Source organism: Glutamicibacter bergerei (genome assembly GCF_054495185.1).
On sequence record NZ_CM137131.1, the window covers coordinates 1,236,042 to 1,257,684 of the forward strand.

The window sequence follows — 21,643 nt, forward strand, 5'->3', positions numbered from 1 at the left end:
GTTGTTCGCGTTTGCGCTCCCAATGGCCTCAGAAGAAGGCGGATTTATTCCGCCATCCGTATCCGATACTCACCTCCCGGACATTTTCCCGTGGTTCGCTGAGTACGGAACCGGTTTCGGCAAGCAGATGTTCATGATCGTACTTTCGATCGTGCTCATTACTTGGTTCTTCACCGCGGCCATCAAGAACCCGAAGCTGGTTCCAAGCAAGACGCAGTACCTCGCCGAGTCCGGCTACGCTTTCGTGCGTAACGGAATTGGCCGCGACATCATTGGTGAGAAGAACTTCCGTCCTTGGATTCCTCTGCTGTTCGCGACCTTCTTCTTCGTCCTGCTGAATAACCTCTTCGGAGCAATCCCATTCCTGCAGATTCCATCGTTCTCACACGCTGGTTCTGCATATGCGATGGCCATCATCATCTACGGCACCTGGATTGCCGTAGGTTTGAAAAACCATGGTATTCGCTACTTCAAGTTGGCCGTCGTTCCGTCCGGTGTTCCGGGCTGGATCATGCCACTGATGATTCCACTGGAAATCATCTCTAACTTCATCGTTCGCCCGCTGACGCACTCGCTGCGTTTGATGGCAACGATGCTGGCCGGTCACATGATCGTGATGTTGGCAGCTTCCGGTGCTCGTCACCTGATTGTTGTTCAGGATTCCTTGGCTATGAATGGTCTTGGCGTCTTGGTCATCCTCGGATCGGTCGCAATGTACTTCCTGGAACTTCTGATCATGGTCCTGCAGGCCTTTGTTTTCACCCTGCTGACCGCGATCTACCTCCAGGGTGCAATTGAAGCCGACGCCCACTAAGGCCAACACTTCTTCCACCCACTAAAGATCTTCCTTGAATCGCTCAAGGAATACCTCACAACCTACCGGCAAAAGCCCGGTATCTTGAAAGGAACATAATCACATGTTGCATGGCTCCCTGAATATGATCGGCTACGGCCTGGCTGCAATTGGTTCGGCTATCGGCGTTGGCATGATCTTCGCTGCTTACATCAATGGTGTTGCACGTCAGCCAGAAGCACAGCGCATCCTGCAGCCAATCGCAATGCTTGGCTTCGCACTTGCTGAAGCACTTGCAATTTTGGGCTTGGTCTTCGCCTTCGTCGTCGGCGCCTAGTCTTTTCGCAACTTGTAGTGGCCTCGCCACTATCGCGAGGCGTACACACAAAGCGGAAACTAGTAGATAAGGAATAGTGAGAATGAACAGCACTGATTTCATCCTCGCTGCGAGCGAATCGGTTAACCCGTTGTTGCCGAACCCGTGGGAGATTCTCGTCACGGGCGTTGGTTTCGCGGTCCTTCTGTTCATCGTCATCAAGGTAATTGCTCCGAAGTTCGAGCAGTCCTATGAAGATCGCGTCACCGCGATCGAAGGTGGCCTGGAGAAGGCTGAAGCAGCGCAGAAAGAAGCAGAAGAGACCTTGGCACTGTACAAGGCTCAGCTTCTCGAAGCCCGCACGGAAGCCAACCGCATCCGTGAGGAAGCTCGTAGCGAAGGCGCTCAGATCCTTGCAGATCTGAAGACCAAAGCAACCGATGAGGCTACTCGTATCACCGAGCAGTCGCACCGTCAGATTGAGGCAGAGCGCGTTGCTGCTCTGACTTCGCTCCGCACCGACGTGGGCGTATTGGCTACCGAGCTTGCAAGCAAGGTAGTTGACGAAGCTCTCAAGGACGACGCCCGTGCACAGCGCGTGGTTGATCAGTTCCTGACCGATTTAGAAGCTCAGCAGAACGCAGGTGCATCGAACTAATGGCAAGTGTATCGAGCGAGTCACTAGCAAAGGCTTTGGAGTTTTTAGAACCCAAGCTGGCACAGGCATCTATTGATCTGCCAAAGGAACTGTTCGCGGTCCTGGAAGTACTGGATGCAAATGCCGGTCTTCGCCGCGCAATGACTGATCCAGCCCGTGAAGTTGCCGATAAGGCAGGCCTTCTGGCACAGCTTTTGCGCGGAAAGGTTTCGGCTGATGCCGAGGCTACCGTTGCGCAGTTGGCTTCCACCCGCTGGAGCTCGGAACGCGACATTAGCGATGCGCTCGAAACGCTGGCAGTTACCGCGGTCTCCGCGGTAGCCGAGCAGCAGGACGGCGTTAATGGGCTGAACAAGCTGGAGCAGGATCTGTTCTCCTTCATCGAGGTAGTTCGTGCTAACCACGAGCTGCAGCGTGCGTTGGATGATGCTCAGGCCCCAGACGAGGCTAAGCGTGCACTGGCGCTCAAGCTCGTGCCTAACGCGTCGCAGACCGCGCAGGTTTTGATCTCCCAGGCTGTTTCAAACCCTCGCGGTTTGAAGCCAGCAGCTTTGGTTGCACGTTTTGTTGAGCTCGTGGCCAAGCGCCAGCAGCGTTGGATCGCTTCGGTGACCAGCACTGTGCAGCTCTCTGAGGCTCAGCTATCGCGTCTGGAGACCAGCCTGAACAAGCTTTACGGTCGTCAGCTTAAGCTCAATGCCACCACCGACCCATCGCTGGTCGGTGGACTGGTGGTCAAGGTTGGCGACGAAGTTGTCGACGCTTCCGTGGCATCACGCGTGGCCGACTTGCGCCGCGCCCTGGCTAGCTAGGTCTCATTGGAACCGGGAGTAATCCCGAATCCAATGTCCTAGCTACCAGGACCACAACAGACTTCATTCACATTCGATTCGTATCTTTTCTTTTCAGACACGAGTCACAATTTAGGAGAGCAGGGACTGCAGATGGCCGATTTGACCATCAATGCCAACGACGTCCGTAATGCCCTAAACGAGTTCGCATCTTCCTACGAACCGGGTAAGGCAGAGCGTACCGAGGTGGGACGCGTCGTCGCCGCGAGCGACGGCATCGCCAAGGTGGAAGGTCTTCCTTCCGTCATGGCCAACGAATTGCTGAAATTCGCTGATGGCACCCTGGGCCTAGCCCAGAACCTTGACACCCGCGAAATCGGTGTTGTTGTGCTTGGTGACTTCACCGGCATCGAAGCTGGCCAGAAGGTCGAGCGCACCGGCGAGATCCTTTCGGTTCCAGTCGGCGACGGCTACTTGGGCCGCGTGGTTGACCCACTGGGTGAGCCAATGGATAACCTGGGCCCAATTGAAGCCGAAGGCCGTCGTGCCTTGGAGCTTCAGGCACCAGGTGTCACTCAGCGTAAGAGCGTGCACGAGCCAATGCAGACCGGTCTGAAGGCTATCGACGCCATGATCCCGATCGGCCGTGGCCAGCGTCAGCTGATCATTGGTGACCGCCAGACCGGTAAGACCGCTATTGCGGTTGACACCATTCTGAACCAGCGCGCCAACTGGGCAACCGGAGACGAAACCAAGCAGGTTCGCTGCATCTACGTGGCTATCGGACAGAAGGCATCGACTATCGCTGCCGTTCGTCAGACCCTCGCAGATAAGGGTGCACTGGAATACACCACGATCGTGGCGTCCCCAGCATCTGACCCAGCAGGCTTCAAGTACCTGGCACCTTACGCAGGCTCGGCCATCGGCCAGCACTGGATGTACGGTGGCAAGCACGTTCTGATCGTCTTTGATGATCTGTCCAAGCAGGCTGAAGCTTACCGTGCGGTATCGCTGTTGCTGCGCCGTCCACCAGGACGCGAAGCTTACCCAGGCGACGTCTTCTACCTACACTCCCGTCTGCTTGAGCGTTGTGCCAAGCTTTCGGACGAGCTCGGTGCAGGTTCGATGACTGGTCTGCCAATCATCGAAACCAAGGCTAACGACGTAGGCGCGTTCATCCCGACCAACGTTATCTCGATTACCGATGGTCAGATCTTCTTGCAGTCGGACCTGTTCAACGCTAACCAGCGTCCAGCCGTCGATGTGGGCATCTCGGTGTCCCGCGTGGGTGGTTCGGCACAGGTCAAGGCCATGAAGAAGGTTTCCGGTACTTTGAAGCTTGAATTGGCTCAGTACCGCGACATGGCTGCCTTCGCGATGTTCGCCTCGGACCTGGATGCTGCTTCCAAGCAGCAGCTGACCCGTGGTGCACGTCTGATGGAGCTGCTCAAGCAGGGTCAGTACACCCCGTACCCGGTTGAAGATCAGGTCGTTTCGATCTGGTCGGGCACCAACGGTTACCTCGACGATGTACCAGTGGAAGATGTTCAGCGTTTCGAAGCTGAATTCATCGACTACCTGCGTCACCGCACCGAGGTACTGAACGTGATCGGCCAGACCGGCAAGCTGGAGAACGAGACTCTGGAAGCCATGAAGACTGCGGTTGTAGACTTCAAGGCCGGATTCTTCGGTGACGGTGATGACCAGCTGGTCGCCGCCGGACACGAAGAGCACGACGCTCTCGATGCCGAGTCCGTTGACCAGGAAAAGATCGTCAAGCAGAAGCGCTGACAATTTCCTTCACGTTTTGGGGTGCGGCGTCGCTAGCGGCGCCACACCCCGAACGTAGGGAATAAGGAAAGGACACACATGGGAGCCCAGATTCGGGTCTACCGCCAGAAGATCGGATCGACTAAGTCGATGGCCAAGATCTTCAAGGCGATGGAACTGATTGCTGCATCCCGCATTGGTAAGGCACGTACGCGTGTTTCGGCTTCATTGCCGTATGCCAATGCGATTACCCGTGCAGTAACCGCCGTCGCGTCCCAGGCCGATGTCGAACACCCACTGACCACCGAGCCTGCACAGGTTCGACGGGCAGCCGTTTTGGTGATGACTTCGGACCGAGGACTTGCCGGGTCCTACTCCGCCAGCGTTCTGAAGCAGGCTGAGCACCTCGTGGAACTCCTGCGTGAGGATGGTAAGGAAGTCAAGACCTATTTGGTCGGCCGCAAGGCTCAGGCTTACTTCGATTTCCGTTCACGCGGATATGAGCGAGTGTGGACCGGGGATACCGATTCTCCGCGTTTCGAAACCGCACGCGAGCTGCGCGATATCCTCCTAGAGGATTTCGCCACCGACTACGAGCAGGGTGGCGTGGACGAAATCCACGTCGTATACACCCAGTTCAAGTCGATGGTTACGCAGGAACCGACGGTCATCCGTCTGTTGCCGTTGGAGGTTGTCGAGGATGATTCCGAGACTCCAACCGACGAGCTTTTGCCACTGTACGAGTTTGAGCCATCGCCGGAAGAAGTGCTGGACGCACTGCTTCCGCGATACATCGATTCTCGATTGTTCAATGCCCAGCTGCAGTCCGCAGCCTCGGAGCTTGCTGCACGTCAGCGCGCGATGAAGGCTGCAGGCGACAACGCCGGCGAACTGATCAAGAAGTTCACGCGATTGCTTAACAACGCCCGTCAGGCTGAAATCACCCAGGAGCTTTCGGAAATTATTGCCGGCGCAGACGCGCTGGACAGCTAAATTTCCGTTTCTCTCCGACCAGATAAGAAGTGAGAAAGATGACTGCCCAAATCAACGAGCAGGTTACCGCAGGGGCCACCGGCCGTATTGCCCGCGTGATTGGCCCGGTCGTGGACGTCGAGTTCCCTGCCGATGCACTGCCTTCAATCTACAACGCACTCACCGCAGAGCTAACCCTCAACGGTGTAACCAAAACTATTACCTTCGAAACCAGCCAGCACCTCGGTGAGGGCCTGGTCCGTGCGGTATCGCTTCAGGCCACTGACGGCCTGGTTCGCGGTGCCCAGGTGAAGGACACCGGCGCTTCGATCTCCGTCCCAGTAGGCGACGGCGTCAAGGGCCACATCTTCAACGTATTGGGCGATGCCCTAGACGTTGATAACTCGGAGATTCAGGTCACCGAGCGCTGGCCAATCCACCGCCCAGCACCGAAGTTCGCGGACCTTGAGGGTTCGACCGAGATGATGGAAACTGGCATCAAATCGATCGACCTTCTCACCCCTTACATCAAGGGTGGCAAGATTGGTCTGTTCGGCGGCGCAGGCGTGGGTAAGACCGTGCTGATCCAGGAAATGATCACCCGTGTTGCACGTAACTTCGGTGGTACTTCGGTATTCGCCGGTGTGGGCGAGCGCACCCGTGAAGGTAACGACCTCTGGGTCGAAATGGAAGAAGCCAACGTTCTGAAGGACACCGCCTTGGTGTTCGGCCAGATGGATGAGCCACCTGGAACTCGTTTGCGCGTGGCACTGTCGGCACTGACCATGGCGGAATACTTCCGCGATGTGCAGAACCAGGACGTGCTGCTGTTCATCGACAACATCTTCCGCTTCACCCAGGCCGGTTCCGAGGTGTCGACCCTGTTGGGCCGCATGCCTTCGGCCGTGGGTTACCAGCCGAACTTGGCCGATGAAATGGGTCTGCTGCAGGAACGCATCACCTCGACGAAGGGCCGCTCGATCACCTCGATGCAGGCAGTCTACGTCCCGGCCGATGACTACACCGACCCGGCTCCAGCAGCAACCTTCGCTCACTTGGATGCAACCACCGAGCTGTCGCGTGAAATCGCCTCGCGTGGTCTGTACCCAGCGATCGATCCGCTGACCTCGACCTCGCGCATCCTGGATCCGCAGTACATCGGACAGGATCACTACGATACCGCCATCCGTGTGAAGGCGATTCTGCAGAAGAACAAGGAACTTCAGGACATCATCGCGATCCTGGGTATCGACGAACTGGGCGAAGAAGACAAGATTGTTGTCGCCCGTGCACGTCGTATGCAGCAGTTCCTCTCGCAGAACACCTACACCGCGAAGCAGTTCACCGGTGTTGAGGGTTCGACCGTGGACATCAAGGACACCATCGAAGGCTTCAAGGCCATCGCCGATGGCGAATTGGACCACATTGCAGAGCAGGCGTTCTTCAACATCGGCGGTCTTGACGACGTCGAGCGCCAGTGGGCCGAAATCCAGAAGGCCAGCTAATTATGGCTGAGCTTCAGGTAGAAATCGTTGCGGCGGATCACTTCGTGTGGTCCGGCGCTGCGAAGCTGGTCAAGGCACGGTCGGTTGACGGCGAGATCGGCGTTTTGCCCGGTCACGTTCCGATGCTTTCGGTGCTTGCCTCTGGGGATCTGGAAATCGCTCCAGTTTCCGAAGCTCGCTTCACGGTGCAGATCGACGGAGGATTCTTCTCAGTCGATTCGGACCGCGTAGTGATCGTCGCCGATAACGCTGTGATTGGTACCGCAGCGTAGGCGAACCATTGATTGAGATAACCGCACCAGTTCTGCTCGCACTGCTCGTTTTGACGTGCATCGTGCTGTTCTTCGGGGCCATGGCCGTGCGCCGCATTCAACTGCGGCGCACGCTGGGCACCTTCGACGCCTCCATCCTCACGCCGAAAGGCCGGTGGATGATGGTGATCGCCCGCTACGGCGGGGGACATGTGGATCTGTTGCGGTTTTTCTCTGTCTCCCCGGTGCCGCGTTTTGTACTGCAGCGCCACGGACTAGACCTCAATGGCTGGCGCCGGCCAACGGCGAACGAAGCGATGCTAATTCCCCCGGGATTTATCATCGTGCAACTGGTACAGGCCGGCGAAGATCGGGAACTGGCCATGGATTACCGTGACTACACCGGTTTTTCCGCCTGGCTTGAAGCCGGGCCGATCGCCGGTAGCTGGCAAATCTAAGTTTTTCTGCGGGGCCCACCCGCAGTACGAATCCCGCCGCATGGCACCTATTAGGTGTTATGCGACGGGATTTTTTGCGTGGGGGTAATTTTGTTTTAGAGTACCTGGCCGTTGCGGATGACCTGGTGCAGCTCCAGCTGGGCGTCGAGTACCACCACATCGGCGCAGAAACCGTAATGCAGCGAGCCTACCTCGTCGGCCAGGCCGATCAGCGAGGCGGGGATGGAGGTCGCGGACTCGACCGCGCGGGTGAGCGCGATACCGGCGCTGACCGTACAGCGCAACACCTCAAGTAGCGTGGCGGTGCCCCCGGCCAGCGAACCGTCGGCAAGGCGGGCTTGGCCGTCGCTGACGGTGACCTTGGCCGGGCCTAAGGTGTACTGCCCGTCGGAAAGTCCGGTAGCGGACATCGAATCGCTGACCAGCACCACACGGTGGCCACCGATGAGGTTAAACACCAATCGCACGGTCTCTGGGGACAGGTGGACATCGTCGGCGATCAATTCGAGGTAGGCGTTGCCTCGCGCGGCTTCTTCCAGGCAGGCGGCTACCGGACCCGGCTTACGGTGATGCAGCGAGGGCATGCCGTTAAACAGGTGGGTGACGGTCGGCTTTTCGGTGAAACCATCCACGCCGGCGTTTTGAAGCTGTTCGCGGGCGAACTGTAGTGAGGTGGCGGTGACCTGCGCACTGGCGTTGGTATGGCCCAGTGAGGGCACCACACCGAGTGCGACTAGCTGTTCGATGAGCTCCTCGCTGCCAGGGCGTTCGGGTGCGTAGGTCATCGTGCGCAGCTGGCCACGACTGGCGGAGATCAACTCGTCGATAAATTCTGGATCCGGATCGCGCAGGAATCGTGGGTCTTGGGCGCCGCAGCGGGCCTCGGAGAGGAACGGACCTTCGGCGTGGATGCCGGCGATCTTTCCGGCCTCGGCGAATTCGGCAAGGATTTCCGCGGCGCGCAGCATTTCTGCCGGTTCGGCGGTGACCAATGAGGCCAGCAACGTGGTGGTGCCTGCGCGGTGCAGGTAGTCCAGGGCGTCGGAGACCTGTCCGTGTTCCGGGTTAGCGAAGTCCGCGCCCAGCGCCCCGTGGTTGTGCAGGTCGATTAGCCCGGGGATCAGGATGGAACCGAGTGGCACCGGGTGCTCGGGGAATTGGTCGGCGTCGGACTGGGTGAGCCAGTCATCGCGGCTACCGGCAAAACGGATGCGATCGTCCTCGATGGCCAGTGCGCCATCGCTGATTTTCTGCCCGTCGGAGATGAGCGTGGCGAAGATGGCGTAACGCGAAGCGGTATTCATGTACCTAGCTTAGAAGAGTCTGCCCGAAGAGTCATCGATTCCGCGCATTGCATCGTAATCTAGGGTCAGGCAGCGGATTCCGCGGTCCTCGGCCAGGGTGCGCGCCTGTGGTTTGATCTGCTGGGCGGCGAAGACTCCGGTGACCGGCTTGAGCAGCGGGTCGCGGTTGAGCAGTTCTAGGTACCGGGTGAGTTGTTCCACCCCGTCGATGTCGCCGCGGCGTTTAAGCTCCACGGCCACCGCGGCGCCCGAAGCATCGCGGGCCAGGATGTCTACCGGGCCGATCGCGGTCATATATTCGCGGCGTACCAGCCGGTGCCCGGTGCCCAAAAGTTCGATCTGTTCGGCCAGCAGGCGTTGCAGATCGGCCTCCACACCATCTTTGATCAGCCCCGGGTCGGTCCCCAACTCGTGGGCCGAATCGTGTTCGATGGAGTGGAAGTAAATGGTCAGCTTGTCATCGGTCTTCGCGCTGGAGACGTTCCAGACGCTGAGCGCGCCAAGTGCGGCGGCGTCCTCATCGGGACTCGCCTCACGTAATACCAGCGGCGGATTCATCCAGTTCAGCGGCTTGTAACTGCCGCCGTCGGAGTGGATCAACACCGAACCATCGGCCTTGACCATAATCAGCCGGGTAGCTAGGGGGAGGTGGGCTCGAAGACGGCCCTCGTAATCTACTGAACACTTTGCAACCACTAAACGCACGCGATCAAGCCTACCGCTAAGCCGGCGAGGTTTGCGACCCGATCTGCGCGCAGTTCGTCTGCGAGGCCGGCGATACGGCATGATTAAAGGCATGCCACGCTCGAACCGTCCACGCCGCTCCAGCGGACCCGCCGCAAAATCCAGGTCGCGATCCGCGGGGCCAACCCGTGATCAGGGCGCGGAAGATGACTGGATGCAGCGCGCCCGCTACGGGGTGGCAAAGTTGCAAGATGCCCCCGATGGGCAGTGGCATGTGCGCAAGGTTTCCCCGCTGAACGCGCAAAAAACCTATACCTGCCCGGGCTGTCATCGGCCGATTACCCCCGGGGTGGCTCACCTGGTGACCTGGCGGGCCGATCATTGGTCCGGTGATGAGGCGGCGGCCGGAAACCGTCGGCATTGGCACCCGAACTGCTGGGAATCGCGCTCCTACCGGTACTGAGATGTGCCCGGTGTGCGCACGGATCGGACATTAAAGCCGGTCTTGGCGGGCGATGAACACCTCACGCAGCAAAATCATGGCGCTGGCGGCGACCGGAATGGCCATCAGCGCGCCGGTGATGCCCACCAGTGTGCCGCCGGCGATTACCGAGATCACCGCGACCGCGCCGGGGACCGCGACCGCCTTGTTCATAATGCGCGGGGAGATGAAGTACGCCTCGACCTGAAGGTAACCGAAGTAGCAGATCGCGTAGATCAGCGCGGTTTGCCAGCCTAGGGTGAGCGTGACCAGGGTGACCAAGACCCCGGCGATCACCGCTCCGACCAGCGGAATGAAGGCGAGCATCGCGACCAATAGGGTCAGCAAGGCCGCAAAGGGGACCTTCAGCAGTGTCATCAAAATAAGCGCGACCAGGGCGTTGAGCACCGCGACGCTGGCCTGACCCATCACATAATTACCCACCGAGCGGGTGATGCGCGTGATGATCTGATCGGCGCGGTTGCGCTTGGAACGCGGGACCAGGCGCAGCGAGAAAGACATCATGCCCGGCAGCGAGGCGAGGAAGTAGATCGCCAGCACCAGCACGATCAGTACCCCGAACATCGACTGCGCGACGGTCTGCGACACGCCCAAGACGCCACCGAATACATTGGTGACCGCGCCGGAATCGCCAAAGAAGCGTTCCACCTCGGTATTAATGCGCGACGAGACCGCGTATTGCGCGTCGATTTGCTTGACCCAGGCACTGTTTAAGAAGTTATCCACGATCTCCGGGGCGCGGGAGATGAATTGGGTGATCTGCGCGATCAGGGTAGGAATGATCAGCGCCATGAAGCCGCCAAAAATTGCGAGCAGGCCCACCATTGTGCTGGTCACCGCCAGCGGACGGTTCAGTCCGCGGCGCATCAGGAAGCGCACCACCGGGTCAAGGCCCAGTGCGATGAACAGCGCGATCGAAATCCAGGTGATCAGCGAGCCGACATTTGTCAGCAGGTAGTAGCCGGCCAGCGCGATGCCGACGCCGATGGTGCCAAGAAATCCCATGGAGATCGGGTGTAACGCAGGGATCGGCTGGGGAGTATCGGTTTCGCTCTCGGGTAGTTCATCAAGTGCACCGGGGTGGTTCGGGGCTTTGAACAGTGAGTTGACCGTGCGCGAGAGCCGACGCGCCCAGCGGGTAGCGGCAGAACGACTCTCGGCGGGATCTTCGGGATCTGCCTCGGCTGCGGGCCGCGGTGATGAGCCGTGGGAATGCGCGCCGGTGGCCGGGGATGCGTGAGGCGAGCCGGGCGCCGGGCCGCTAGCTTTGGGGATTGGCGGCTGCCCGGAGGGTGTGGCGGACTGTGTGGGGTGTGCCGGTTCGCTGGCCGGGCTTTGTGCGGCGTGGTGCTTTGCCGCATCGCCGCGCTGATCGGGCGACTGATTACTGTCCATGGCACTGAGCATACCGCTCGGCGAGCGTGACAAAGTGCTCTATGACACCCCGACATGTGCATTTGAGGCAGTTCACAGTCTGTTCTCGGAACCATTGGGGCTAAGGACTCGTTAGACTTGTGAAAGAACAGCTGTGACCGTTGGCGAATAGGTGAAGTCGTGCGAAAAGTTATCTCCGTGATCGCGATCCTACTGGGGGCAATTGCCCTGGTAGTAGGCATCGGACAGAAGACCTTTTGGGCCCCGCCCGAAACGGTCACCGCAAGCATGCCAGAGTTTAAGGAAGAGTCGCCGCTGACGGTTATTCAACCCTCGGTGCAGAACCCGGGCTCCGAGCCGGTGGAGCTGGTGATCACCGGCAAGGGCGAATTTACCGCCTCGCTGGCGCGCAGTTATGACGTGGAAGCCTGGGTGGGCGACGCTGCCCACGTGGAGCTGACCGGTGTGGATCGCGAAAATCATCAGCTGATCGCCGAGCGCATCGATGGGGAGAAGAAGACTCCGAACCCCGCAGGAGATGACCTGTTCTTCGATTCGCAGAAGGCCGACGGCACGATGACCTACCGCTGGACCGCCCCGGATGACGGTGACTGGTCGCTGCTGCTGGCAGCCGACGGCACCAAGGCGGCGCCCAGTGAGATCTCGGTGACCTACGCCAACGATGACGCCATGCCATGGGCGTTGCCACTGATCATCATCGGTGCACTGCTGTTGGTACTCGGTGTGGCACTGCTGGTGATGCGCGTGATCAAGCCGGCTAAATCGGCTAACTCCGGGCGTCGGGCAGAAACCGCGGTAGCAAATACTATGAACGGACCGACGAAGCAGAATTCGCTCGCGGTTGCCGCGGTGCTGGCCCTCGCGGTGAGCGGAATTAGCGTACCGATGGCGCCGACCAGCGATAAGCCATCGGACTCGCCAAAAGCCTCTGAATCTGCGTCGGCCTCAGAATCTGCGTCGGCCTCTGAATCTGCGTCGGCCTCGGCAAAACCTTCGGAATCTACTGCGGAGGAAAAGCCGAGCTACCCGGTACTCACCGAAGAACAGCTGCAGCGCGTGCTCAGCGACGTGGAGAAGCAGATCGGCAAGGCCGACGAGAAGAACACCAAGAAGGATTTGGACTCGCGTGCCTCCGGTGCCTTTAAGGACCTGCGCACCAAGCGTTACGACATCCTCAACGACAAGATCAAGATCGCTAAGCCACTGGCGCTGAAGACCTCGGTCATTCGTTCGGCCGCGGTGCCTAATAGCTCCGAGGCGAAGTTCCCGCGCGTGATCACCGTGGTGACCGCGAAGGATTCCGATCCGGCCACCTTGCCAATCGCGTTGACCCTGCAACAGAACAGTGCCCGGGATAACTACAAGCTCACCTTCGCGGCGCAGATGCTGCCGAACTCAACCTTCCCCGGGATTGCGGTCGGTGACCCATCGGTGACGCAGCTCGACGCCAATGCCGAGGGGCTGAAGGTGAAGCCAAAAGACGCGCTGACGCAGCTGGCCGACGTGCTGACCAACGAAAAGTCCAAGCACAAGGACAACTTCGCGGAATCCGAATTTATTAAGGCGATCCACTCCGGGCAGAAGACCGAGCAGAAGGATGCCAAGGAGGCGAAGGTGAAGTACTCGCGCACGGTCACCGATAAGGACACCACGGTGGTTTCCACTCCCGATGGCGGGGCGATCGTCACCGGTCGACTGAACCAGAAGGCAGTCTTTGAACGCACCGAGGATGCCGACCCATTGGAGAGCGCCGACGAGCTGACCAAGAAGCTGCTTGGATCGAGCACCTCAAACGGTAACGTAGAGATCACGTACGCCGAACCGGTGATGATGTACATCCCCGCATCCGGTAACGACGACAAGATTCAGCTGGTCGCCAGCGAGGTTTCGTTGCTGAGCGTCAAGCAGGTGGAGGAAAACTAATGACTGAACCACATATCCCTTCCGCGCGCGGAGCCATCGACCTCGGCGCGCTGGCAAGTTCCGGGCCACAGGCCACCGAGTCAGATAGCGCGGCTGCGACAGTTGCCAGCTGGACGATGAACCTTGATGAGGCCGCGTTCCAGCCGTTTGTTGCCCTGTCTCAGCGGGTTCCGGCGATCGTCTCCCTGGGCTCGCCGCGCGTGCAGGTTTCGGTCGATCTTGATGCTGCGCTCAAAACCCTCGTCGATCGCCGTGCCGGCAAGATGGTGCTCGGTGTGGTCGACGCGGAGAAGTACCCAAATATCGCTAAGGCCTTCAACGCCGAGCAGATCCCGATGGTGATCGCGCTGGTCAACGGGCAGCCGGTGCCTTTGTTCCAAGGTCCGGCAGCTGCCGAACAGATCGACCAGGTGCTCAACCAGCTGGCCGAACTGGCGACGCAGCAGGGGCTTGGCGGGAGCGTTCCGGCGTTCTCCGGTGACAGCGGCGAAGCAGAACTGCCGCCGTTGCATCAGAAGGCGGTGGATGCGATCGACGCCGGTGATTATGCGGCCGCGGAGGCCGCATACCTCGAAGCTTTGGCCGAAAAGCCTAATGATCACGACGCGCAGGTGGGCGTGTATCAGGTGCGTTTGCTTTCGCGTACGGCAAATCTTGATTTGAACGATTCGCGCGCCGCGGCGGCAGCGAACCCCGATGATCTTGACATGCAGCTCAACGTTGCCGACCTGGATTTGGTCGGCGGGCATGTGGAAGACGCCTTCGCGCGGTTGGTTACGTTGATTTCCCGACTGGCCGATGAGGACCGTGAGCGTGTGCGTCGTCGGTTGATTGAACTGTATGCGGTGATCGGCAACGCCGATCCGCGCGTGGCAGCTTCGCGCCAGAAATTATCTCGCGTGCTCTTCTAACCCGTGCAGCTTTACCCGTCGTAGAGGCGACCGGCCACATTTTTAGCTGATGTGGCCGGTCGCCTTTTTTGCGCCCTGACGTGGCATCCCCATCGATTGGGCTCCGCCCTAGCAGAGCGCTGGGCTTCGAGATTAACTCCAAAGGATGATGCGAGTTGACTTGGGCGATTGATAGTCTCGAAACATGAATAGCATGGCGCTCGAAATTAGAAATCTTGCCAAGCAGTTTGGCGACAAGGTGGCGGTGAATAACGTCAGCCTTCAGGTGCCCACCGGATCCTTTTACGGACTGGTCGGACCCAATGGGGCGGGTAAAACCACGATGTTATCGATGGCCACCGGGTTGCTACGCCCGGACCAGGGAAGTGCACTAGTCAACGGCGTAGATATCTGGGCCGCTCCACACGAGGCCAAGGCTACGCTAGGCGTACTTGCCGATGGGGTACGTCAGTTTGACCGGCTGACCGGACGGCAGCTGGTGACCTATGCCGGACTGCTGCGCGGCATGGATCGCGAGGAAGTGGCCACGCGCACCGAAGATTTGCTACGCGTGATGGACCTCGGCGAGGACGGCGACAAGCTCGTCGTGGACTACTCCGCAGGTATGACAAAGAAAATTTCCCTGGCGACCGCGATGATTCACTCACCGAAGCTGCTGGTGCTCGATGAGCCTTTCGAGGCGGTGGACCCGGTGTCGGCGGCGAATATCCGCGACATCCTCAATGACTATGTGTCCTTTGGCGGCACCGTGATCGTCTCCAGCCACGTGATGGACCTGGTGCAGCGGATGTGCTCGCACGTGGCGGTCATCGACGGCGGCATGCTTAAAGCCTCCGGATCGGTGGACGAGGTACGCGACGGCATGAGCCTCGAAGATCGCTTTGTGGATCTGGTCGGCGGGCGCGGAACCAGCGAAGGGCTGTCATGGTTGCGCACCTCCTAAGGCTGAAGTTACGACTGCTAGGCAACGGGTTTAAACGAAGCCCCTGGCAACTGGTGGGCGTGATCATCGGTGGGCTCTACGCGCTGGGGATCGTGGTGATGCTTTCGCTGGCCGGCTGGTTTACCGCCGACCAAAGTGATCTGCGCGGCTGGGTAGCTATTCTGGCCGGATCGGTGATCGTGCTGGGCTGGGCGGTGATTCCGCCGTTGATTACCGGTGTGGATCTAACCCTTGAACCACAGCGCTTTGTGCACTTTGGGATCGAAGAAAAGACATTGGCGCGCGGGCTGATCCTGGCCGGGTTCATCTCCATCCCGGCGGCGTTGACGCTGCTCGCCGCCCTAGGGTTCTCCACGATCTGGCGGCTTGACCCGGCGGTGTTCGTGGTCGGGCTGCTCTGTGCGGTGGGTACCTGGCTGATGGCAATGTTCGCCTGTCAGTACCTGACGATCGTGGCCACCGCGCTGCGTGGCAAGCGACGCTTCCGCGAATTGTCCTTTGCCTTGTTGTTCTTATTGCTGGTTGGCCTGGGGCCGATCTTCAGTACCATCGGCTCAAACGCGGAATCTATCTTTGAAGTGTTGGTGCCGATTTCCGCGGTGCTCGGCTACACCCCCTTGGGTGCTTTTGCTGCGGTGCCCGGCGCGTTGGCTGCCGGGGAGATGGGCATGACTGCGATGTATGCCGGCCTAGCTCTGGTGTACCTGATCGGACTGTACTTCTTGCTCACCCGGGCTACCGGTAAGGCGACGGTGACCCCTCCTGCGGCGCAGCGTGCGTCGAGCGCCAAAGGCTTGGGCTTCTTCAAACTCACCCCGGCTACACCCGCCGGTGCGGTGGCCGCTCGCGCCCTGACCTATTGGTTCAAGGACCCGCGCTACGCACTGAGCGTGATCATGGTGCCGATGTTGCCGGTGATCTTCTACTTTGCCGGTGGATCTACCGGTAGCTACACGATGATGCTGTTGTTGGGACCGATGATCGGCATCCTGATGGGGTTTGCGATCTCCGCCGATGTGTCTTATGACAACACCGCCTTTGCGTTGCATGTGCTCACCGGCGTCTCGGGCAAGGCCGATCGTTTGGGACGCGTGATGGCCTGCTTCGTGCTGGTGATCGTGCCGCTGATTTTGGCCGCGGTACTTCCTGCCGCGCTGACCGGTCAGCCGTGGCGCATCCCCGGAGACTTGGGGCTGTCGCTCGGCGCATTCTTGATTGCGCTGGGTGTTTCCTCGATCGCCTCGGCCCGCTACACCTACGCGGTACCGCTGCCGGGAGATAACCCGATGAAAACTCCACCGGGAAGTGGAGCGCGTGTGGCGGTGACTCAGCTGGCGATCTTCGGCATCATGGGTGTGCTGCTGATTCCGACGCTGATTCCGTACATCACCGGTTGGGTGATGCACTCGTCGTTGGCCGGATACATTAGCTTGGCCGTGGGACTGATTACCGGTTCGCTGATGCTGTTCTTTGGCATCCGGATTGGCGGCAGGACTATGGATCAACGTGCGCCTGAGCTGATGCAGTCGGTCATGATCAACCGCTAGAGGTATCCAGCGACAACGCCCGCAGCGCTCGGACCGGAGAAATCTGGTTCGAGGGCTGCGGGCGTTGTCGCGTTTTAGGGGGGGCGTTTCGACTGAGTCGTTTCGTGTGGGGTCCGACGCGGTATTGCCCTCGCTGACCGACGCGGTATTGCCCTCGCTGACCGGCGGGGTCAGTCCCAGTAAGTATTACGTCGCGGTAACTGTTGCGGGTCAATATGCTTCGGCAAAATCACGTGCGGTAGCCCGTCAATCACCACTATCTTGATCCGACCCGAATCAGCATCCATATGCGCACCCCGGCACAGCCCAGCCAAGTTGATCAGCTTCGTTTCGCCGCCCATCCACCACGGATCAATATGATGGAACTCAATCTTCTCCGGTGGCTCGGTACAACCAGGCACAATACACCCATGATCACGCGCGAGCACGGCGCGTTTGAGTTTCTCCGGCACCAACCGTTGGGCTCGACCATAATCGAGCAGTTCACTTTTCGAATTGAACACTGCCGGGAGGATATCTGCTTCGCATAACAACCGTCTCAAATCCCCGGGTGGAAGTTTCACCCCGTGGGCGGTGCGGGCATCTCCGGAGGCGAGGTCCTGCAAATTTTCGAGCTTCAAATGCACGAGAACTTCAGGTGTGATCCGTTGGCTACCACCACCGGTGGTCGGGATGGTGGTGAGGATGTCCATCAGAGCGTTGAGCGCTCGTTCGGGGACCGTCGCTGGGGGTTCGGTGGTTTCTGGTTCCCAGATTGCTTCCTCCAACGCCCCTTCGGGTAAGAAATCCAAGATGCTGGGTTCTACTGTGGGTTCTGCTGGGGTTGTCTGCTCTGGTGCTTCGTCTTGTGGTTCTGGTGTGGCGGTTGGCTCAGCGGGTGCGGGGTCGGGTTCGGCAGTAGCTTGTTCAGTGGAGGAAGAGTCCGTAGCACTAGCCGGCTCATCAACCGTGCCGGCCTGTGGAGGCCGGTTGACCCTAGCCTGCGCCCCCGCACGGGTGCGTCCGTTAGCTGCATGCGCCGCCAACGAATCAAAATACTCACCTTCCACGGTGGTGACCCGCAGTAAAAACTCGCGGGTGAACTCGTTTTTAATCGGCAGCGGGAAGAACCCCCTCCGCAACGACGAAGACGTCGCAGTACCCGCAGTGGTGCTCGCGGTAGTGATCAGCTCTTTGACCTGCTTGTTCGTTTCGGCGACACTCTGCCCGGCAGATAACAGGTTGGCCGCGTGTTCTTCGACCGGGCGGCCATCGGCATGAAACAACGTCGGCTCGGTGCGGACCCCGTCAAAGGTTTGATCTTTCGGTTCACGTTTGGCGAGTTTCTGACTGGTCTCACGCACCACCGATGGGTGCAGTGCCAGTGATTGTTCCGGGCCAGGGGTGGTGAATAACGTGGCGAGGTGTTCAAAGCGCGGTGGGAGCTGGTTGCCTGCCATATCGCGGCGGCTAATGAGATCGCTGGCGTCGCCGATGAGTTTGTTCGCTTCACTAAACGGGATATGTGTCCAGGAAGCTAACAGTGCTGCGGGTGTTTGGAAGCTTGATTTACCAGCGCAGCGGTGCGCTTGGCGGCTGGTGTCTGGGGCGGTGGTGCGCAGCGTGTCGAGTTCTGTTTCATGAAGGGTGTGGGCGTTGGTGGCGGCGAGCCGGTCTGCGCCGGTGACCCGGATCCGGGCTGCTTCATCTTCGAGGTGTTGGCCGGTGGTGGCGAGCTCTAGGGCGAGGCGGGGATCGGTGGTGTCTGCGAGGTGTAAGCGTAGGAAGGTGAAGAGGGCGGTGCCGGTCGTGGCGAGAGTCCGCAGGGTTTCGCCGGTGAGGTTTTCTGACGTGCCGGTGGCTGCGGTGAGCTCGGTGAGCGTCGCATGCAGGTCGGTGAGGGTGGCCCCGGCGGTGGTGTTCATGATTTGAGTATGCGCGGAAGGGTGGGCCGGGTAGGTGGGGGTGCGAACCGACTGTGGATAAGTGCGGACACACCCGGTTGGATCGAACATTTGTTAGCGTCGGGGAGCGTGTGGGGCGGGCGGTGGCGGTGGTTGGTGGGGATCGGCGGTAGGAGAGTTGGGGTGGGTAAAGGTGCTGGTAGTACCGATAATTGTGGCGTGGGGTTTGCTGCGAGGAAAGATGTTGGGCAAGGAGGTGGGGGACTGGTCAAGGGGTAGCGTGTGTGGATAAGCTCCCACCGTTTGAGGTGCCCGCGGCGGGCAATGCGTACTAGACTTGAAGCCATGGTGGAACAGTCTGAGGAAACCCGTGGCGGAACGGCAACGATCGAGCGCACAGACACGAGTCAAAGTGTCGAAGCCGGAGATCATGAGCGCTTTGCACACTACGTGCAGAAGGAAAAGATCATGGAGTCGGCGATGTCCGGCGAGCCGGTGATCGCGCTGTGCGGCAAGGTATGGACCCCGGGGCGGGACCCGAAGAAGTTCCCGGTATGCCCCGAATGCAAGGAAATTTACGAAACCCTGATGGGCTAAATTGCTGCGCTAAGCACTAGGTAATACGGCAAGCAGCAGGCACGTTCGGGAAAAGGTATATGACCGAGACACTTTTTGACTTTGGTGACAAGCTTCCACTGGAAGACAAGCTCCCGCCGGCGTACCCGGAACGGGCGGCCTGGGGGACCGGGCCGAAACTTCGCGCCTGGCAGGCCGAGGCGCTGGCCAAATATTTTGACACCGAACCACGGGACTTTATGGCCGTGGCGACCCCCGGCGCGGGTAAAACTACCTTTGCGCTGCGCCTGGCGAAAGTGCTGGTGGATTCGGGCAAGATCAACCGGCTGATCGTCGTCGCGCCCACGGACCACCTGAAAAAGCAGTGGGCCGATGCGGCGGCGCGCGTGGGAATCTCGCTGGACCCCAATTATAAGAACTCCGATGGTCGGCACGGCTCGCATTATCTGGGGGTGGTGGTGACCTATGCGCAGGTTGCGCAGAAGCCTGCGGTGCACCGGGCAAAAACCGAAGGTGCTCGCACGCTGGTGATCATGGACGAGGTGCACCACGCCGGGGACGCGCTGTCCTGGGGCGACGGTATTCGTGAGGCCTTTGAACCGGCTACCCGCCGGCTTGCGCTGACCGGTACGCCGTTCCGCTCGGACGCCGCTCCGATTCCTTTTGTGCAGTATGTTGATGAGGGCGACGGGATTCGTCGATCGACCGCGGATTACTCCTACGGTTACGGCAAGGCGCTGAAGGATAATGTGGTCCGCCCAGTGCTCTTTATGGCCTATTCCGGGGCGATGCGTTGGCGTACCGCCGCGGGCGAAGAGATGGAAGCCGAGCTGGGCGCCGGATTTACCAAGGACGTCACCGCGCACGCCTGGCGTACCGCGCTAGACCCGCATGGGGATTGGATTCCCTCGGTGCTGCGCGCCGCGGATCGGCGGCTTTCCGAGGTGCGTCGTACCGTGAAGGACGCCGGCGCCCTGGTGATCGCCACCGACCATGAGGATGCGCGCGGTTATGCCACGCAGCTAGAGGCGATTTGTGGCGAGAAGGTCACCACGATCCTCTCTGATGACCCCAAAGCCTCGCAGAAAATCGACGAATTTGCGGCCTCCGATTCGCGTTGGATGGTGGCGGTGCGCATGGTTTCTGAGGGCGTGGACGTGCCCCGGCTGTGTGTGGGTGTGTATGCGACGAGCACCTCGACGCCGTTGTTCTTCGCTCAGGCGGTCGGACGTTTTGTGCGTAGCCGCAAGCGCGGCGAGGTCGCCAGCGTGTTCTTGCCCTCGGTACCGGTGCTGATGGCGCTGGCCAACGAGATGGAAGTTGAACGCGACCATGCGCTGGACCGCGCGGGGGACAAGCTCGAAGACGGGTTGGATGACGCGTTTTTGGAGGAGGCTAACCGCGAGGAGAAGGCCAGCGATGAGCTGAACAAATCCAAGTTTGAGGCGCTGAATTCTCAGGCGGCCTTTGACCGGGTGCTCTTTGACGGCGGTGAATTTGGTACCGGCGCCGAGCTGGGTAGCGACGAGGAGCTCGGCTTCTTGGGGATCCCTGGCCTGCTCGATACCGAGCAGGTCTCCGCGCTGTTGCGTGAGCAGCAAAATAAGCAGATTAACCGTGGCGCCACGAAGCCGGCACCGGTCAGTGATCATCGGCGGATGATGGATTTGCGCTCGAAGCTGTCGAAGAACGTGTCCGCGTGGGCCTCGCGCACCGGGATGCCGCACGGGCAGGTGCACAATAAGTTGCGCAGCGTCTGTGGTGGTCCGGCGGTGCCGCAAGCTACCGTTGATCAGCTCCAGGCACGGATCGACAAGCTCCAAGACTGGTTTGTGGGACGTAAATAACCTTCGCGGTGCCGCGTACCGGGTCCAACCGGTGCGATACTACCGCTATGACCAGTAGTAATATTTCTGCCGCAGCCCGGGTGCATCAACGCGATCGCGCCCGGGCTGCCGCGTCTTATTTAGCCATCTTTTTGGCGGTGGTGAGCCTTTTTGGTCCGCTATTGCACCCGCTGACCTCACTGATTTCCGGGTGGTTGCAGGGTCCTGTGACCTTGTTCCCCGAATTTTTGACGCAGATCTCGCGCATTTACGCGGTGTTCGGTGCCTTTGGATTATTTATTGTCGCCCGGTATCTGCGCACCGGAAATGCGGTGGCGTGGGCCGGATCGTTGGTCTTGCTACTGGCCAACGCCGTGCTCCACTTAGGCAAGTTCAGCGACTGGCCAGTGATGGTGTTATCCGTGGCCGGCGGACTCTGGTTAGCCGCCAAGCACCGTGCCTTTCCGGTGTGGCCGGGCAAATTTTTGACCCGGCGGGTGCTGTTGATCAGCGCCGGCGCGCTGGGCGTCGCCACACTGATCGCGGGCGGATTTTTTGTGCGCCAGATGAAGGCCGGGCATCAGAGCATCGGTGGCGAAGTTCAAATCCTGTTCGGAGCCTTCGGCGGGGAGCTA

Annotated in this window: 20 protein-coding genes; 16 read left to right on the forward strand and 4 right to left on the reverse strand. The window is 59.8% G+C overall.

From position 1 onward, the window contains the following. The first annotated feature begins 22 nt into the window (after window positions 1–22). The 9 genes from atpB (at window position 23) to ACX5K5_RS05760 (ending at window position 7,514) form a co-directional block, all read left to right on the forward strand. On the forward strand, window positions 23–814 hold the full coding sequence (gene atpB, locus ACX5K5_RS05720; protein WP_346059007.1) for a F0F1 ATP synthase subunit A: 792 nt from the start codon (window positions 23–25) through the stop codon (window positions 812–814). A gap of 103 nt (window positions 815–917) precedes the next feature. Then, window positions 918–1,130 carry an ATP synthase subunit C-like protein gene (locus tag ACX5K5_RS05725; RefSeq protein ID WP_096256440.1) on the forward strand — a complete coding sequence of 71 codons (213 nt, stop codon included), beginning with the start codon at window positions 918–920 and terminating at the stop codon, window positions 1,128–1,130. 82 nt (window positions 1,131–1,212) lie between these two features. Beyond that, entirely contained in the window at window positions 1,213–1,767 is a 555-nt protein-coding gene (locus tag ACX5K5_RS05730; protein ID WP_096256441.1) for a F0F1 ATP synthase subunit B, read from the forward strand. Continuing rightward, window positions 1,767–2,579, forward strand: coding sequence for a F0F1 ATP synthase subunit delta (locus ACX5K5_RS05735; protein ID WP_096256442.1), 813 nt, complete (start codon window positions 1,767–1,769; stop codon window positions 2,577–2,579). Before ACX5K5_RS05730 ends, ACX5K5_RS05735 begins: the two co-directional genes overlap by 1 nt. A 132-nt stretch (window positions 2,580–2,711) precedes the next feature. Then, window positions 2,712–4,349 (forward strand): F0F1 ATP synthase subunit alpha, encoded by a 1,638-nt coding sequence (gene atpA, locus ACX5K5_RS05740; protein WP_096256443.1) that lies wholly within the window; start codon window positions 2,712–2,714, stop codon window positions 4,347–4,349. A gap of 78 nt (window positions 4,350–4,427) precedes the next feature. Continuing rightward, a complete protein-coding gene (locus tag ACX5K5_RS05745) occupies window positions 4,428–5,321 on the forward strand; it encodes a F0F1 ATP synthase subunit gamma (protein WP_096256444.1) in 894 nt (297 codons plus the stop codon). Between the two features lie 38 nt (window positions 5,322–5,359). Further along, a complete protein-coding gene (gene atpD, locus ACX5K5_RS05750) occupies window positions 5,360–6,805 on the forward strand; it encodes a F0F1 ATP synthase subunit beta (RefSeq protein ID WP_096256445.1) in 1,446 nt (481 codons plus the stop codon). A 2-nt stretch (window positions 6,806–6,807) separates the two neighbouring features. Beyond that, window positions 6,808–7,077 (forward strand): F0F1 ATP synthase subunit epsilon, encoded by a 270-nt coding sequence (locus ACX5K5_RS05755; RefSeq protein WP_096256446.1) that lies wholly within the window; start codon window positions 6,808–6,810, stop codon window positions 7,075–7,077. 8 nt (window positions 7,078–7,085) lie between these two features. Beyond that, window positions 7,086–7,514 (forward strand): DUF2550 domain-containing protein, encoded by a 429-nt coding sequence (locus tag ACX5K5_RS05760; RefSeq protein ID WP_096256447.1) that lies wholly within the window; start codon window positions 7,086–7,088, stop codon window positions 7,512–7,514. A gap of 95 nt (window positions 7,515–7,609) precedes the next feature. Here ACX5K5_RS05760 and ACX5K5_RS05765 read toward each other — a convergent pair whose 3' ends face one another. Next, a complete protein-coding gene (locus ACX5K5_RS05765) occupies window positions 7,610–8,818 on the reverse strand; it encodes an N-acetylglucosamine-6-phosphate deacetylase (protein ID WP_459175147.1) in 1,209 nt (402 codons plus the stop codon). A gap of 9 nt (window positions 8,819–8,827) precedes the next feature. Then, a complete protein-coding gene (nucS, locus tag ACX5K5_RS05770) occupies window positions 8,828–9,523 on the reverse strand; it encodes an endonuclease NucS (protein ID WP_096256449.1) in 696 nt (231 codons plus the stop codon). A gap of 91 nt (window positions 9,524–9,614) precedes the next feature. On the opposite strand from nucS, the gene ACX5K5_RS05775 reads away from it, so the two are divergent. Next, complete coding sequence (locus tag ACX5K5_RS05775; RefSeq protein ID WP_096256450.1) at window positions 9,615–9,965, forward strand: Rv1322 family protein; 351 nt, start codon at window positions 9,615–9,617, stop codon at window positions 9,963–9,965. Window positions 9,966–9,995: 30 nt separating this feature from the next. Here the strand turns inward: ACX5K5_RS05775 and ACX5K5_RS05780 are convergent, their stop codons facing one another. Continuing rightward, window positions 9,996–11,399, reverse strand: a complete 1,404-nt coding sequence (locus tag ACX5K5_RS05780; protein WP_459175148.1) for an AI-2E family transporter — start codon at window positions 11,397–11,399, stop codon at window positions 9,996–9,998. Window positions 11,400–11,558: 159 nt separating this feature from the next. Here ACX5K5_RS05780 and ACX5K5_RS05785 point away from each other — a divergent pair, with 159 nt between their 5' ends. The 4 genes from ACX5K5_RS05785 to ACX5K5_RS05800 all read left to right on the forward strand — a co-directional run bounded on the left by ACX5K5_RS05785 (window position 11,559) and on the right by ACX5K5_RS05800 (window position 16,723). Beyond that, window positions 11,559–13,322, forward strand: coding sequence for a hypothetical protein (locus ACX5K5_RS05785; protein WP_459175149.1), 1,764 nt, complete (start codon window positions 11,559–11,561; stop codon window positions 13,320–13,322). Then, a complete protein-coding gene (locus ACX5K5_RS05790; RefSeq protein ID WP_096256452.1) occupies window positions 13,322–14,233 on the forward strand; it encodes a co-chaperone YbbN in 912 nt (303 codons plus the stop codon). Before ACX5K5_RS05785 ends, ACX5K5_RS05790 begins: the two co-directional genes overlap by 1 nt. A 184-nt stretch (window positions 14,234–14,417) precedes the next feature. Then, window positions 14,418–15,176 (forward strand): ABC transporter ATP-binding protein, encoded by a 759-nt coding sequence (locus ACX5K5_RS05795; RefSeq protein WP_096256453.1) that lies wholly within the window; start codon window positions 14,418–14,420, stop codon window positions 15,174–15,176. Beyond that, complete coding sequence (locus ACX5K5_RS05800) at window positions 15,158–16,723, forward strand: transporter (RefSeq protein ID WP_459175150.1); 1,566 nt, start codon at window positions 15,158–15,160, stop codon at window positions 16,721–16,723. Before ACX5K5_RS05795 ends, ACX5K5_RS05800 begins: the two co-directional genes overlap by 19 nt. A 170-nt stretch (window positions 16,724–16,893) precedes the next feature. On the opposite strand, the gene ACX5K5_RS05805 is transcribed toward ACX5K5_RS05800, so the two are convergent. Then, on the reverse strand, window positions 16,894–18,717 hold the full coding sequence (locus ACX5K5_RS05805) for an HNH endonuclease signature motif containing protein (protein WP_459175151.1): 1,824 nt from the start codon (window positions 18,715–18,717) through the stop codon (window positions 16,894–16,896). A 213-nt stretch (window positions 18,718–18,930) separates the two neighbouring features. Here ACX5K5_RS05805 and ACX5K5_RS05810 point away from each other — a divergent pair, with 213 nt between their 5' ends. Next, on the forward strand, window positions 18,931–19,203 hold the full coding sequence (locus tag ACX5K5_RS05810; RefSeq protein WP_229677163.1) for a DUF3039 domain-containing protein: 273 nt from the start codon (window positions 18,931–18,933) through the stop codon (window positions 19,201–19,203). A gap of 59 nt (window positions 19,204–19,262) precedes the next feature. Continuing rightward, window positions 19,263–21,029, forward strand: a complete 1,767-nt coding sequence (locus tag ACX5K5_RS05815) for a DEAD/DEAH box helicase (RefSeq protein WP_096256362.1) — start codon at window positions 19,263–19,265, stop codon at window positions 21,027–21,029. Window positions 21,030–21,643 lie beyond the last annotated feature (614 nt).